Below are 13,823 nucleotides of genomic sequence, written 5' to 3' on the forward strand. Positions count from 1 at the left end.
TTGCGCCGCAACGCGCAGAGAAAATCGAGCCCGCCTGCTACCGCTTACGCGGCGGCCGGAACGACAGGCCACGCCGGCGAGCAAGTCCCGCGAAGGAGTTAGAGGAACATGGGAATAAGCCTACAGCGAAGAACCGACTGGCCCGACCAATTCATCGGGAATGCTTTCAAGGCGTTGCGCGCTCAAAGGGGCTGGCCGGCTAAAGGTGCATCTCAACCGAGTGTCGCCATGCGTTCACCCAAGCGGAGGATGAGCCGATGAGCCGATCGGATCAGGGTGCCCAGCTCGCACGCATCTATGAGCCGCGCTTGCTGCCGTCCGAATCCCAGGCCCACTTTGAGATGATGCGTGACGCGCTTGTTGCAGAGCTCAAACCGAGATGCGTCATTGAGGAGATGTGGGTCGGCGAGATCGTCCATGGCGAATGGGAAATGCGGCGACTTCGGGGATTCAAGGATCTGATCGTTACTTCCGCCCGCGGCCTGGCACTGAAAAACCTGTTGAGCATCGTGCTAAATGCCAGCGGCGCTGCCGACATCGATGATTTGGCCGAGCGGTCAGTTACCAACAAAGCGGTGCGCAACCAAGTCACAAACATCTTACGCAAACACCGGATGTCGGAGGCCAGTATCGATGCGGAGGCCTTTCGCCATTGCCTGTTTGAGCTGGGTGAGATTAATCGCCGGTTGGCTGAACTGAGTTCGCGCCGCGACAAAAGCCTGCAGCTGCTGGAGGACTACCGGGCCGGCTTGGCGAGGCCAAGGCATCCGGCCGAAGGCACCGCTGTCATGACCAGTGGCGACGATGGCGACTGAACGTCAGATCGCGGCCAACAGGCGGAACGCGCAGAAGAGCACGGGGCCGCGAACGGCGGCAGGTAAGCGGCGGGCGGCAGGCAACGCCCGCCGCCATGGCCTCAGCATTGTCATCGGCAGCGCTGCGGATGATGAAGCCGTGAAATCCCTGGCTCTAGCCATCCTTGCGGGCAGCAGCGCTCCAGAGCTTCTGGAAGCGGCCTGCAGCGCGGCGCGCGCCTACCTCGAGCTCGCCCATATCCGTCAGATCAAGGCCGAGCTCATCCAGCGCGTGCTGGAGTTCGGCGCCGTGGGGCCGGAGCTCATGCGTGCGCGCTTGGCCGAGTCGCGCCACCTGCAAGCGCTATTGCGGCGGCAATGGCAGAAACCAGAGCGGCTCAAGCCGGTATCCGTGCCCTCGGAAGCCGAGCGCCAGGCCGAGGTCCTGCGTCGGCTGCTGCCAGAGCTGCGCAAGCTCAACCGCTACGAGGCGCGGACCTATGCGAGGTGGGATCGGGCGTTGTCCGAGGTCGCGGGGCTGAACAGGGTAAGGGAGCGTCCATGAAGCCACATGCCTGCGCAGAACGAACCCAATCAAGTCGACAAATCAAGCCTTTGAGGTGGGCGGCGCCGCGCCATGAACCCGCTGAGGCGCACCTCCACCCCGCGTGGTGTGCGCACCAGAAGCGTGCCAGAAATCAACGCTTGCTTTCATGCGATCGGCCATCTCCCCGCGCTGGGTGATCTCTCCTGCAGAAATCCCTGTTCACAGGAAACTGAGATTTGGGGGTAGGGCCTCAGCGCTCGTCCGCGATCACCTTGCCGTCGTTCGGCAGCGCGCCGGGACTGACGAACTCGACGCTTCCGCCGAGTTTCGTCACGGCGCGCAAGCTGGTCGCAATCTCCTCGCGCAGGGCGTCACTCGTGGCCGCCGTTTCCGCTTTCAGCGTCATCGCGTCGGTCTCGCCCTGCCGTGTGACGACGAGGCGCAGTCTTCCGAGCGCAGAATGACGCTTGCCGATCTCGGCGATCTGCTCGGGGCGGATGAACATGCCCTTGACCTTGGTGGTTTGGTCGGCGCGGCCCATCCAGCCCTTGATGCGCATGTTGGTGCGGCCGCACTTGCTTGGGCCCGGCAGCGCTGCGGTGAGGTCGCCGAGGGCGAGCCGGATCCAGGGATGGTGCGGATCGAGCGACGTCACCACGATCTCGCCGACGTCGCCCGGCGTCACGGGATCGCCCGTGCCGGGCTTGACGATCTCCAGGATCAGGTCTTCGTTCACGACCATGCCCTCGCGCGCCTCGGTCTCGAACGCAATGAGGCCGAGATCAGCGGTGCCGAAGGCCTGGTAGGCATCGATGCCACGCGCCTTGATCTCCGACTGCAGTGAGGGCGGGAACGCCGCCCCCGAGACCAGTGCGCGCTTGATCGAGGAGACGTCGCGTCCCGCGCTCGCCGCGGCATCGAGCAATATCTTCAGGAAGTCCGGCGTGCCGCTGTAGCCGACCGGGCGGTAGGCCTCGATCAGCTCGAATTGCTGCTCGGTGTTGCCAGGCCCTGCCGGGATCACGGCGCAGCCGAGCGCCCGCGCCGAGGCATCGAAAATGAAGCCGCCGGGGGTGAGATGGTAGCTGAAGGTGTTGAGGACGATGTCATCGGGGCGGAACCCGGCCGCGAACAACGCCCTTGCGCCGCGCCAGGGATCGGCCTGCCGTCCCTCCGGTTCGAAAATGGGCCCTGGCGAGGTGAAGAGGCGGGCAAACGACCCCGGCGCCGCCGCCACGAAGCCTCCGAAGGGCGCGGAGGCCTTATGCAGGGCGGGTAGTTCCGACTTGCGCAACACCGGCAGGCCCGCCAGCGCCTCCCGGGAGGTCACTGTGGCGGGATCGAGGCCTCTCAGCCGCTCGGCATAGGCCGGGGCGGCCATTGCGGCTCGTAGCACCTCTGGCAGGCGGGAGAACAGATCGGCCTCGCGAGCGGCTTGTTCACGCGTCTCGCGGGCATCGTAGTGGGCGGTCATGGCTGTTCTTTCCGTGTTGGCATCCGTTGCGCGCCGCCGCTGGCGTGGGTATCAGACGGCGATTGGCGAGGCCGAGAGAGGACGCGATGGCGGACGAAGGAATCATTGCGGCGGAGGAGGCGACGGACGTCGTCGCGCGCCTGAAGCGCCGTATGATCGAGGAGGCGCTGCCGCTGTGGTCGACCGTCGGCTGGGATCCTGCTGCAGGCGGTTTCATCGACCGGCTGCATCGCGACGGAACTGCGGATGCGGCCGCGCCGCGGCGCGTGTTCGTGCAGGCCCGCCAGATCTATTGCTACGCCAAGGCCGCGCAAATGGGCTGGTACCCTGAGGGCCGCGCCATCTCGCTGAAGGGGCTGGAGCATCTGCTCAGCAAAGCCAAAGCGCCTGACGGCCAGCCGGGCTATGTGCACCGGCTGACGCCGGAAGGTGCGGTGCTGGACGGCCGGCGCGATGCCTACGATCACGCTTTCATCCTGTTTGCCCTCGCGACCGTCTACGCGCTCGACCAGGACGCGCAGGTTCGTGCCGAGATCGACGCGCTGCTCGCTTTCCTCGACGGTCATCTCCGCTCGCCGCATGGAGGCGTGCACGAGGGCCTTCCGGTCTCGCTGCCGCGCCGGCAGAACCCGCACATGCACCTGTTCGAGGCGATGATCGCGTGTTTCGACGCGACCCACGACCTGGTGTTCCAGAACCGTGCAGGCGGGTTCTTTGCGCTGTTCCTGGCCAATCTCTACGACAAGCAGAAGCGCATCCTGACCGAGTATTTCGAGGAAGACTGGTCGAAGATAGAGCCGGTCAGCGTCGAGCCGGGCCACCAGGCGGAATGGGTATGGCTGCTGAAGGGGTTCGAGCGCATCACGGGATGCCCGACCGGTCAGCGCCGTGCCGAGTTGCTTGCGACCTCGATGCGCTATCGCGACGAGGTCACGGGCTGCCTGGTCGACGAAGGCGACGACATCGGCAATATCCGCCGCAGCACGCGCCGGCTGTGGCCGCAGACCGAGATCGCGAAGGCGTGGATAGCGCAGGCCGAATCCGGCGAGGCGGGTGCGGCGGACGAGGCGCGCGCGGCGCTGGTGCGGCTCGAACGGCATTATCTCAGCCATCCCGTGAGGGGCGGCTGGTACGACCAGTTCGATCGCGACGGCAAATCGCTGATCGACACCATTCCTGCGTCGTCGTTCTATCATGTTCTCTGCGCGGTCACGGAAGCGGAGCAGGTGCTCGAACCCTAAGAGTTCAGAGCCAGCGCTTGCGCCGCTTGAAGCTCTTGAGGTTCTTGAAGCTCTTGCGCTGGTCGCCGGCCCCGCCGAGGTAGAATTCCTTGACGTCCTCATTGTCGCGCAATTCGTCCGCGGTGCCGTCGAGCACGACCTTGCCCTGCTCCATGATGTAGCCGTGGCTCGCCACCGACAGCGCGGCGCGTGCGTTCTGCTCGACCAGGAGGATGGTGACGCCGAGATCGCGGTTGATCTTTTGGATGATGGAGAACACCTCTTTCACCAGCAGCGGCGACAGGCCCATCGACGGCTCGTCCATCAGGATCATCTTCGGGCGCGCCATCAGCGCGCGGCCGATCGCGAGCATCTGCTGCTCGCCGCCGGAGAGATAGCCGGCAAGGCCGGTGCGTTCCTTCAGGCGCGGGAAATAGTTGAACACCATGTCGAGATCGGCATCGACCTCACGGTCCCTGCGGGTGAAGGCGCCGAGCTTGAGGTTCTCCAGCGAGGTCATGTCGGCGACGATGCGCCGGCCCTCCATCACCTGGAAGATGCCGCGGCGGACGATCTTGTCGGGGTCGATGCCGTTGATCCGCTCGTTCTCGAACACGATTTCGCCGCGTGTGACCTCGCCGTCCTCGGTCTTGAGCAGCCCCGAGATCGCCTTCAGCGTCGTCGATTTGCCGGCGCCGTTGGCGCCCAGCAGCGCCACGATCGCGCCCTTGGGTACGTCGAGGCTGAGGCCGCGCAACACCAGGATGACGTCGTCATAGACGACCTCGATGTTGCGCACGGCGAGGAGGGCGGCGGCGGGCACTGCTGTGGGAGTGGTGCGAGTGGCTTCTGCGATCTGGCTCATGCTTCAAAACTCCGCTGTCGTCGCCCGGCTTGACCGGGCGACCCAGTATTCCAGAGACGCCTGACGTTCCCCGAGAGGCCGCGGCGTACTGGATCCCCCGCCTTCGCGGGGGATGACAGTTGTGTGCAGGGAAACAGCGTGCCTCACCAGCCCAGCAATTCCGGCTTGCGCGGCAGCTCGACGGTCTTGACCTTCTCGAGCTTGATCGTGCCCTTGGCCATGAGGTCGTTGAGGTCGCCGTCGGTCGCGCCCGAGACCTTGGTGCGATAGAGATCGACCTTCAGCGTGCCGCGATGGTCCTTGTCGGTCCAGGTCGAGGGATTGCAGACGCCTTCCATGCCGGCCGGCACCCAATCCTTCTTCTGGTAGAAGCCCTTGGCGACGTTGTCTCCGGTGGCGCCGCCGTTCTTGGCAGCCCAGTCGATCGCCTCCTTCATGTAAAGCGCCGAGCAGACCGCCGCGACGTAGTGCACGGGACGGTAGACCTTGCCGCTGGCGTCGGACATCTTCGAGATCTCCATCAGCGTCTTCATGCCGGGCGCATCGCCGCCCCAGCTCACCGCGGTGCGCAAGGGGAAGATCACGCCGTTGGCGGCGTCTCCGGCCGTCTTGGCGGCGTTCTCGTCCATGCCCCAGACATTGCCCATGAACTGGATCTCGACGCCGGCAGTCTTGCAGGCCTTCATCACCGAGATGTTGGAGGCGGCGGTGTTGCCGAGATAGGCGTAGTTGGCGCCCGAGGATTTCAGGCTCAGGCACTGGGCGCTGTAGTCGCCCGGCGCGAGCGCGAACACCAGCGGCGGCAGCACCTCGAAGCCGAGCTCCTGCGCCATCGCTTCACCGGCGGCCTTCGGCGCGTTCGGATAGGGATGGTTGGCGCCCATGTGCACGAATTTCGGCTTGCCGGACTTGCCCTTGGCCTTCCAGTCCTCGGCCGCCCACATCAGCATCGCGCGCAGCGAGTCCGAATAGCTAGGGCCATAGAAGAAATTGTAGGGCGCGGGCTTGGCCTTGCCGCTGACGCCCTCGGGGTCGGTGAGGGCGGCGGCATAGGAGCCGGACATGTCGGGAATCTTGTCCTGGGCGAGGAAGCCGGTCAGCGCCTCGGTGTCGGCGGTGCCCCAACCCATGATCGCGGCGACCTTGCTGTCCGGCGCCGACCACTTCTTGTAGAGCGCGATCGCGCGCGGCACCTGGTAGCCATAGTCGTTGGTGTCGACGTTGATCTGCTTGCCGCCGACGCCGCCGTTCTTGTTGACCCAGGCGAAGGTGTCGGCGACGGCCTGGCCATAGGGCGTGCCGACGTCGGAGGTGCCGCCGGAATAGTCGGCAAGGTGCCCGATCGCGATCTGCGCCTGTGCGCCGGCCGAGAATGCGGCGATCGCGACGGCGAGCGATGCGGTGCTCAAAAAGGATTTCATCGTCATGGGTCGGTTCCTCCTGTTTATTGTTTAAGTGAAGTTGCCCGCGCTCAATGCGAGAACGGGTAGAGTTTCCAATACGCCTTGATCTGCCGCCAGCGATGCGCGAGGCCGTCGGGTTCGAACATCAGGAAGGCGATGATGATCACCCCGATCGCGATCTCGCGCAGGAAGGTGATGTTGGTGTTGAGCGATAGCGCCTTGTCGATCGCGCCGCCCTTCAAATAATGGCTGATGAACTCCATCCCTTCGGGCAGCAGCACCACGAAGGCGGTGCCCATCAGCGTGCCCATGATCGAGCCGGTACCGCCGATGATGATCATGGCCAGGAACAGGATCGAGCGCTCGATACCGAAACCTTCCTGCGACACCACGAGCTGGTAGTGCGCATAGAGCGCGCCGGCGATGCCGGCGAAGAAGGCGGCGAGCCCGAACGACAGCGTACGGTATTTGGTGAGGTTGATGCCCATGATCTCGGCCGAGAGATAATGGTCGCGGATTGCCACCAGCGCACGGCCGTCGCGGGTGCGCATCAGGTTGGTGACGAGGATGTAGCTGAGCAGCACATAGGCCAGCACGACGTAGAAATACTGTTTGTCGCCGCGCAGTGTGTAGCCGAAGATCGAGAACGGGTTGGCGCTCGCCGGCACCGAGCCGCCGGTGAACCATTCGGCGCGGGAGAAGAAGTCGAGCAGGATATACTGCGCGGCCAGCGTCGCGATGACGAGATAGAGCCCCTTCAGCCGCGCCGCAGGGATGCCGAAGATCAGGCCGACCAGCGCGGTGACGACGCCGGCGAGCGGGATCGCGAAGAACACCGGGATCGGCGCGTTGTTGGAGATGTAAGCCGAGGTGAAAGCGCCGAGCAGGAAGAAGGCAGCATGCCCGATCGAGATCTGGCCGGTGAAGCCGACCAGGATGTTGAGGCCGAGCGCCGCGATCGAGAAGATGCCGATCTGGATCAGGATGCTGAGCCAGTATCCGCTGAAGAATTGCGGCGCAAGGCATAGCAACAGCACGCCTGCGATGGCGAAGTTGCGGCTGGTCGTGGTCGGGAAGATCGTGGTGTCGGCCGCATAAGAGGTGCGGAAATCACCAGCAGGAATGAGGGCAGGGCCGGCCATGGGTCAGATCCGCTCGATGTCGTGGGTGCCGAACAGCCCGTAGGGCTTGATCATCAGCACGATGATGAGGACGTAGAACGGCGCGATCTCGTAGAGATTGCCCCAGTGCAGGTACTCGCTGTCGACGTATTGTGCGACGTTCTCGAGCAGGCCGATGATGATGCCGCCGAGCACGGCGCCGCCGACGGAGTCGAGCCCGCCGAGGATCGCCGCCGGAAACACCTTGATGCCGTAGGCGGCAAGGCCCGAGGACACGCCGTTCACGACCGCAACGACGACCCCCGCGACCGCCGACACCGTCGCCGAGATCGCCCAGGCCATCGCGAACACGCTTTTCACGGAGATCCCGAGCGATTGCGCGACCTGCTGGTTGAACGCGGTGGCGCGCATCGCAAGGCCGTATTTGGAGGCGCGGAAGAACCAGGCCATGCCGATCATCATGGCGACGGAGACCACCAGGCTCATGACATAGACAGTCTGGATCTGTAAGCCCAGCAAGCTGACCGACTGGCTCTCGAACACGCGCGGGAACGGCTGCGGATTGACGCCGAACATCCATTTCAGCGTTGCCTGGAGCACGGTGGAGAGGCCGATCGTCACCATGATCACGGAAATGATGGGCTCGCCGATCATCGGCCGCAGGATCAGCACCTGGACCGCGATGCCGAACACGAACATGAACACCAGCGTCATCGGCATGCCGATCCAGAACGGCACCTGATATTTGGCAAGCAGCGCCCAGCACACCCAGGCGCCGACCAGCAGCAATTCACCTTGCGCGAAGTTGACGACCTGCGTCGCCTTGTAGATCAGCACGAACGACATCGCGACCACGCCATAGAGCGTGCCGACCACGAGACCGTTGACCAGGAGCTGGATGAGGAAGGCGGTGTTCATGTCGGTTGACCCAGCTCGTCATTGCCGGGCTTGACCCGGCAATCCATCGATGCGGAAGGAAGATTGTTCGGAAGAGGATGGATGCGCGGGTCAAGCCCGCGCATGACGACCATTTGTTTCACTCCGCAGCCTCCGCCATGTGCCCATGTCCGCCGAGGTCGACCACGCGCAGGGTCGTCCGCACGCGCTGGGTGGTGCCGTCCTGGAAGCGGATCACGGTGTCGACGGGGATGTCGGCATCGCCGCGGTAGATGGCATCGATGATGCCCTCGTATTTCTCGTTGATGACGCTGCGGCGCACCTTTCTTGTGCGGGTGAGCTCGCCGTCGTCGGCGTCGAGCTCCTTGTAGAGCAGCAGGAAGCGCGAGATGCGCTGCGCCGGCGGCAGCGTGGCGTTGACGGTCTCAACCTCCTTCTGCAGCAGCGTATAGACCTCCGGCCGCGAGGCGAGATCGCTGTAGGTCGTGAAGGAGAGGCGGTTCTTCTCCGCCCATTTCGAGATGATGGAGTAGCGGATGCAGATCATCGCCGCGAGCGCATCGCGGCCGGCCCCGAGCACCACGGCTTCGGCGATATAGGGCGAGAACTTCAGCTTGTTCTCGATGAACTGCGGCGAGAAGCGCTCGCCGCGCGAGGTCTCGGCGAGATCCTTGATGCGGTCGATGACGACGAGCTGCTGGTTCGCGTTGAAATAGCCGGCGTCACCCGACAACATCCAGCCGTCCTTGATGTCGGCGACGCTGGCCTCCGGATTCTTGTAGTAGCCGAGAAACATGTTGGGATGCCGCACCACGATCTCGCCGACGCCGTGGACGTCGGCATTGTCGATGCGGATCTCGACCTGGTCGGACATAGGAACGCCCGTGGTGTCGGGATCGACCTTGCCCTCGGGATGCAGCGTATAGGCCCCCAGCAGCTCGGTCTGGCCGTACAGCGTGCGCAGCGGCACGCCCATGGCCTGAAAGAACTTGAAGGTCTCGGGCCCGAGCGCCGCGCCGCCGGTGGCAGCCGAGCGCAGCCGGGTGAAACCGAGGCGGTCGCGCAGCGCCCGGAACAGGATCGCATCGGCAAGGCCCGAGCGCTTGCCGTGTTCGAGCGCGGCGAGGCCGTTCTTCATGCCGACGTCGAACAGGCGCTGCTTGAGAGGCGTCGCATCCATCACCTTGGCGCGGACGTCGGCGGCGATGGATTCCCAGACCCTTGGGGCAAAGAGCACGAATGTTGGCGCGATCTCGCGCAGATCGTTCATCATCGTGTCGGGCTCTTCGACGAAGTTGATCTTCATCCGGCAGAGCAGGCCTTTGCCGAGCACGTAGACCTGCTCCATGATCCACGGCAGCGGCAGCACCGAGACGTATTCGTCGTCCGGGCCCTTGGGATCGAAGGCAAGATAGGTCGCGCAGTGGCCGAGCACGCGGCCGGCGGCGAGCATCGCGAGCTTGGGATGGGACGTGGTGCCCGACGTCGTGCAGAGGATCGCGACGTCCTCGCCCTTGGTGGCATCGACCAGTCTGTCGTAGAGCTCCGGCTCACGCGCGGCACGTGCCCGGCCGAGCTCGGCAAACCTCTCCGCCGACATCAGCCTGGGGTCGTCATATTTCCGCATCCCGCGCGGATCGGAATAGATGATGTGCTTCAGCTTGGGCGCGCGGTCGGCGAGGGTGAGCAGCTTGTCGACCTGCTCCTCATCCTCGGCGAAGACGAGCTGCGCCTCGCCATAGTTGAGCAGATAGGAGGCTTCCTCGTCCAGCACGTCGCGATAAAGTCCGAGGCTGAGGCCGCCGATGGCGTGCGTCGCCACTTCCGCCGCCACCCAGTCCGGCCGGTTATCGCCGATGATGCCGATGACGTCGCCGCGGCCAAGGCCCATTTCGAGAAGGCCGAGCGCAAAATCGCGCACGCGGGTCTGGTAGTCGCTCCAGGTGAACAGCCGCCAGAGCCCGAGATCCTTCTCGCGGAGCGCGATTTCGTTGCCGTGCTCCTTCGCATTGAGCCGGAGCATCTTCGGATAGGTGTCGGCCTGCGCGACGCGGGCTGCGTAATCCATCATGCCGCGCTCTCCTGCGCGGGTGCAGCGTCATCCGGATCGACCAGCACCTCGTCTTCTTCACCAAGATAGGCCCGCCTGACGTGAGGATCGGCGAGCACCGTCGCCGGATCGCCTTCGGCGATCTTCTTGCCGAAATCCAGCACCATGACGCGGTGGGAGATGTCCATCACCACGCCCATGTCGTGCTCGATCATCACCACCGTCATCCCGAATTCCTCGTTGAGATCGACGATGTAGCGGGCCATGTCCTCCTTCTCCTCGAAGTTCATGCCGGCCATCGGCTCGTCGAGAAGAATGAGATGCGGCTCCAGCGCCATGGCGCGGGCGAGCTCCACGCGCTTGCGCAGGCCGTACGAGAGGGTGCCGGCGGTGGCCTTCCGCACCGACTGGAGGTCGAGGAAGTCGATGATCTCCTCGACCTTGCGGCGGTGCTCAAGCTCCTCCTTGCGCGCGCCGGTGAGCCAGTACAGCGAGCCCGTGAGGAAATTGTTCTTCAGGAGGTGGTGGCGGCCGACCATGATGTTGTCGAGCACGCTCATGTGGTGGAACAGTGCCAGGTTCTGGAAGGTGCGGCCGATGCCGAGCGAGGCGCGGGCGTTCGGCGTCAGGGCGGTGATGTCGCGGCCCTGGTAGAACAGCTGGCCTTCGGTCGGCTTGTAGCGGCCGGAAATACAGTTCACGATCGAGGTCTTGCCGGCGCCGTTAGGGCCGATGATCGAGAACAGCTCGCCCTCCCTGATGGAAAAGCCGACGTCGGTCAGCGCCCGGACGCCGCCGAATCGCAAGGACACGTCGCGCACTTCAAGACTGGTAGCCACCAAACGAAACCCTCCCGGTGATGGCGCTTTTTAGCGGCGCTCTTCGTCCGTTCCTTCCCAGCGATCCTAGTACGGTGGTGCCGGTGAGGCCATGCAGCAGATGGTCTCGACCGGATCCGCGCCACTCTCGTTCCCGTCAGGGATCAAAAGCCGCATCGTCCGAGGTGGTCCTCAATAGGGGAAAGCGCTATTTTGAAATGTCTCGCGGCTGACAATTCTGCGACAAAGTTTGCCGGGCGGCGGCCTTCATCTTTCGTCGGATGGCGGTTGGAATCATCATGCTGCAATGCAGCAGAAGATGGAGTGACGAAACGGTGCGGCTGGCCGCGAGATCATGATTTCAGAAGATCAACTGAAGCGCGTCGCCGCCTGGTCGCGCGAGCTCACGCAGGCGGAGATCGAGGTCGCGCGCGCTGGAATCACGGAGCGGTCCTACGGCACCGGCGAGACCGTGTTCATGCGCGGTGATATTTTTGGCTACTGGGCCGGCATGGTGGGCGGCCTTGCCCGCATGGGCGGGGTCTCCAGGGACGGCAAGGAAACCAGCCTCGCCGGGCTGACGGCAGGGGCCTGGTTCGGCGAGGGCAGCGTGCTCAAGAACGAGCCGCGCCGCTATGACGTGGTCGCGCTGCGCGACAGCCGCGTCGCGCTGATGGAACGCAGCGCCTTCATGTGGCTGTTCGAGAACAGCGTCGGCTTCAACCGCTTTCTGGTGCGCCAGCTCAACGAACGGCTCGGCCAGTTCATCGGCATGCTCGAGGTCAACCGCACCCTGGATGCCACCGCACGCCTCGCCCGCAGCATCGCCTCGCTGTTCAACCCGATCCTCTATCCGGAATCGACCGCGCATCTGGAGATCACCCAGGAGGAGATCGGTGCGCTCTCCGGCATGTCCCGCCAGAACGCCAACCGCGCGCTGAACCGGCTCGAGAAGGAGGGGCTGCTGCGGCTCGAATATGGCGGCGTCACCATCCTCGATATCGAGCGGCTGCGCGGATACGGGGACTGAGGCGACCTCATCGGGCATTGGCGGGCGCGTGCACCGGCCATAGATCGGCGCGCCAGCGGATCGCGATCGCCAGCATCGCGATGAAGCCGGCGGCGGCATAGAGCGAACCCGTCGCGGAATAACCGATGACGTCGATCAGGCTGCCGGCCGCGAGCAATCCGATCGGCAGGCCGTAGATCACCATCATGCGCACGCCCATCACGCGGCCGCGAAGGTGTGCGCTTGCGGTGCGCATAAGGATCACGGCCGCCGAGATCATGGACATGCTCTGGGCGATGCCGGCGAGCACGAGGCAGGCCATCGCCACCGGCATGGTCCTGATCTCGACGAATACCAGCAGCATGGCGTACCAGGCCAGCGTCGCGCCGATCAGAAGCCGGGCAATGCGCAGTCCGCCGACCAGGCTGAGCGTGATGGAGCCGATCAGCGAGCCGACCGCGAAGCTCGCCGAGAGGTAGCCGAGGCCGGTTTGGTCGGTATGAAAGATTTCTCGGGCGATGTAGGGCAGCAATCCGCCGGTGAAGGGAAATGCGGTGAGATTGGCCAGGAAGGCGACGCACAGCGCCGCACGCATTCCCGGGCCACTCCAGGCGTAGACGATCCCTTCCTTGAGGTCTCCCAGCAGTCGCGAAACGGCATGGCTATTCGCCGGAAGATCGCTCGTGGTGACCGTCCTCTTCGGCCGGGTCAGGCAGAGCATGAGAAGCGCGGCCACGAAGTAGAGACAGGCGATCGCCACATAGACGAGGCCAATGCCGAGGACGGCGAACAGCCCGGCGCCCGTCAACGCTCCGGCGATGCGCGCGCTGTCCTGGGTCGTGCGCGCAACACTGATCGCGCCCACCAGCTGCTCGGCCGGCATGATCTCGGCGAGCAGCGCGCCGCGGACGCCGAGATCCGAAGGGCGAATCAGGCCCATGACCGCGACGATGATCATGACGCTCAGCGGCGACAGATGACCGGTCAGCGCCAGAACCATGATGGTCGACGAGAGCACCGTATAGGCAAGACGCATCGCGACCAGCAGATCGCGATGGCCCATGCGGTCGCCGATCATGCCGAACACCGGCGCGACCAAGGTCCCGACGAACTGGAGCGAGGCAAGCACGGTCAGCAGCAGCACCGAGCCGGTCTCGACCAGGATGTACCAGCCCAGCACCAGCGTCTCGACCTCGAAGGCCCAGGAGGTGAGCAGGTCGGAGGGCCACTGGAAGCGATAGTTGCGGATGCGGAATGGCGCGAGCGCGGACGGCCGCGTGGCTGCGCTCAAGACGCGATGACGCCTGTCACGGCGAATCCCTTGCCTTGTTGTTTCTTCTTTCGGATCAGCAACGTAACGTTGGCGACGCGCGTGTCAATCGGACCCGCCGCATGCTGCCATGCATGGCTGCATCAGCACGGCCGCCCGCGGGCGCGTGACCGTCCGTACGAATGTCGTCCCCTGGTTTCGGCGATCGGTTCGTGCTGGGACGCAGGAGGCGGTCATAGTGTCTTCATCTTGCTGTGGCCCAACAGGTCGCGGGCGCGGGGGGATCGGAGCGATCGCAGCATGTGGATAGGGTGGCCGAGGTTTGCCGCGCAGTCTTTTTGTTTTGTACTTCTCG

General features: G+C 64.6%; 12 protein-coding genes. 4 read left to right on the forward strand and 8 right to left on the reverse strand.

Annotated features, from left to right (window positions below):
• Positions 1–257: 257 nt before the first annotated feature.
• Together GGD67_RS28860 and GGD67_RS28865 are read left to right on the forward strand one after the other, a co-directional pair.
• The gene (locus GGD67_RS28860) at positions 258–815 is read left to right on the forward strand and encodes a hypothetical protein (protein ID WP_179737670.1); all 558 of its coding nucleotides are present in this window, start codon (positions 258–260) and stop codon (positions 813–815) included.
• On the forward strand, positions 805–1,359 hold the full coding sequence (locus tag GGD67_RS28865) for a hypothetical protein (protein WP_179737672.1): 555 nt from the start codon (positions 805–807) through the stop codon (positions 1,357–1,359). Before GGD67_RS28860 ends, GGD67_RS28865 begins: the two co-directional genes overlap by 11 nt.
• A gap of 232 nt (positions 1,360–1,591) precedes the next feature.
• Here GGD67_RS28865 and GGD67_RS28870 read toward each other — a convergent pair whose 3' ends face one another.
• Positions 1,592–2,815, reverse strand: a complete 1,224-nt coding sequence (locus GGD67_RS28870; RefSeq protein ID WP_179737674.1) for a phenylacetate--CoA ligase family protein — start codon at positions 2,813–2,815, stop codon at positions 1,592–1,594.
• A gap of 86 nt (positions 2,816–2,901) precedes the next feature.
• Between GGD67_RS28870 and GGD67_RS28875 the strand changes: the two genes are divergently transcribed.
• The gene (locus GGD67_RS28875; RefSeq protein ID WP_179737676.1) at positions 2,902–4,056 is read left to right on the forward strand and encodes an AGE family epimerase/isomerase; all 1,155 of its coding nucleotides are present in this window, start codon (positions 2,902–2,904) and stop codon (positions 4,054–4,056) included.
• A gap of 4 nt (positions 4,057–4,060) precedes the next feature.
• On the opposite strand, the gene GGD67_RS28880 is transcribed toward GGD67_RS28875, so the two are convergent.
• The 6 genes from GGD67_RS28880 to GGD67_RS28905 form a co-directional block, all read right to left on the reverse strand.
• Complete coding sequence (locus GGD67_RS28880) at positions 4,061–4,900, reverse strand: ABC transporter ATP-binding protein (RefSeq protein WP_018317431.1); 840 nt, start codon at positions 4,898–4,900, stop codon at positions 4,061–4,063.
• 143 nt (positions 4,901–5,043) lie between these two features.
• On the reverse strand, positions 5,044–6,327 hold the full coding sequence (locus GGD67_RS28885) for an ABC transporter substrate-binding protein (protein ID WP_018317430.1): 1,284 nt from the start codon (positions 6,325–6,327) through the stop codon (positions 5,044–5,046).
• Positions 6,328–6,371: 44 nt separating this feature from the next.
• Entirely contained in the window at positions 6,372–7,445 is a 1,074-nt protein-coding gene (locus tag GGD67_RS28890; RefSeq protein ID WP_018317429.1) for a branched-chain amino acid ABC transporter permease, read from the reverse strand.
• A 3-nt stretch (positions 7,446–7,448) separates the two neighbouring features.
• The gene (locus GGD67_RS28895; RefSeq protein WP_018317428.1) at positions 7,449–8,342 is read right to left on the reverse strand and encodes a branched-chain amino acid ABC transporter permease; all 894 of its coding nucleotides are present in this window, start codon (positions 8,340–8,342) and stop codon (positions 7,449–7,451) included.
• Between the two features lie 118 nt (positions 8,343–8,460).
• On the reverse strand, positions 8,461–10,392 hold the full coding sequence (locus GGD67_RS28900; protein ID WP_179737678.1) for a long-chain fatty acid--CoA ligase: 1,932 nt from the start codon (positions 10,390–10,392) through the stop codon (positions 8,461–8,463).
• Positions 10,389–11,210 carry an ABC transporter ATP-binding protein gene (locus GGD67_RS28905; RefSeq protein ID WP_026201847.1) on the reverse strand — a complete coding sequence of 274 codons (822 nt, stop codon included), beginning with the start codon at positions 11,208–11,210 and terminating at the stop codon, positions 10,389–10,391. Before GGD67_RS28905 ends, GGD67_RS28900 begins: the two co-directional genes overlap by 4 nt.
• Positions 11,211–11,544: 334 nt before the next feature.
• On the opposite strand from GGD67_RS28905, the gene GGD67_RS28910 reads away from it, so the two are divergent.
• Complete coding sequence (locus GGD67_RS28910; RefSeq protein ID WP_018317425.1) at positions 11,545–12,219, forward strand: Crp/Fnr family transcriptional regulator; 675 nt, start codon at positions 11,545–11,547, stop codon at positions 12,217–12,219.
• 7 nt (positions 12,220–12,226) lie between these two features.
• Here GGD67_RS28910 and GGD67_RS28915 read toward each other — a convergent pair whose 3' ends face one another.
• Positions 12,227–13,489, reverse strand: coding sequence for an MFS transporter (locus GGD67_RS28915; RefSeq protein ID WP_179737680.1), 1,263 nt, complete (start codon positions 13,487–13,489; stop codon positions 12,227–12,229).
• Positions 13,490–13,823: the final 334 nt, after the last annotated feature.

Source organism: Bradyrhizobium sp. IAR9 (genome assembly GCF_013408065.1).
Taxonomy (GTDB): domain Bacteria; phylum Pseudomonadota; class Alphaproteobacteria; order Rhizobiales; family Xanthobacteraceae; genus Bradyrhizobium.

Coding starts and splice junctions, on each gene's coding strand:
- GGD67_RS28860 (WP_179737670.1), top strand. CDS start 258: ATGAGCCGATCGGATCAGGGTGCCCAGCTCGCACGCATCTATGAGCCG.
- GGD67_RS28865 (WP_179737672.1), top strand. CDS start 805: ATGGCGACTGAACGTCAGATCGCGGCCAACAGGCGGAACGCGCAGAAG.
- GGD67_RS28870 (WP_179737674.1), bottom strand. CDS start 2,815: ATGACCGCCCACTACGATGCCCGCGAGACGCGTGAACAAGCCGCTCGC.
- GGD67_RS28875 (WP_179737676.1), top strand. CDS start 2,902: ATGGCGGACGAAGGAATCATTGCGGCGGAGGAGGCGACGGACGTCGTC.
- GGD67_RS28880 (WP_018317431.1), bottom strand. CDS start 4,900: ATGAGCCAGATCGCAGAAGCCACTCGCACCACTCCCACAGCAGTGCCC.
- GGD67_RS28885 (WP_018317430.1), bottom strand. CDS start 6,327: ATGACGATGAAATCCTTTTTGAGCACCGCATCGCTCGCCGTCGCGATC.
- GGD67_RS28890 (WP_018317429.1), bottom strand. CDS start 7,445: ATGGCCGGCCCTGCCCTCATTCCTGCTGGTGATTTCCGCACCTCTTAT.
- GGD67_RS28895 (WP_018317428.1), bottom strand. CDS start 8,342: ATGAACACCGCCTTCCTCATCCAGCTCCTGGTCAACGGTCTCGTGGTC.
- GGD67_RS28900 (WP_179737678.1), bottom strand. CDS start 10,392: ATGATGGATTACGCAGCCCGCGTCGCGCAGGCCGACACCTATCCGAAG.
- GGD67_RS28910 (WP_018317425.1), top strand. CDS start 11,545: ATGATTTCAGAAGATCAACTGAAGCGCGTCGCCGCCTGGTCGCGCGAG.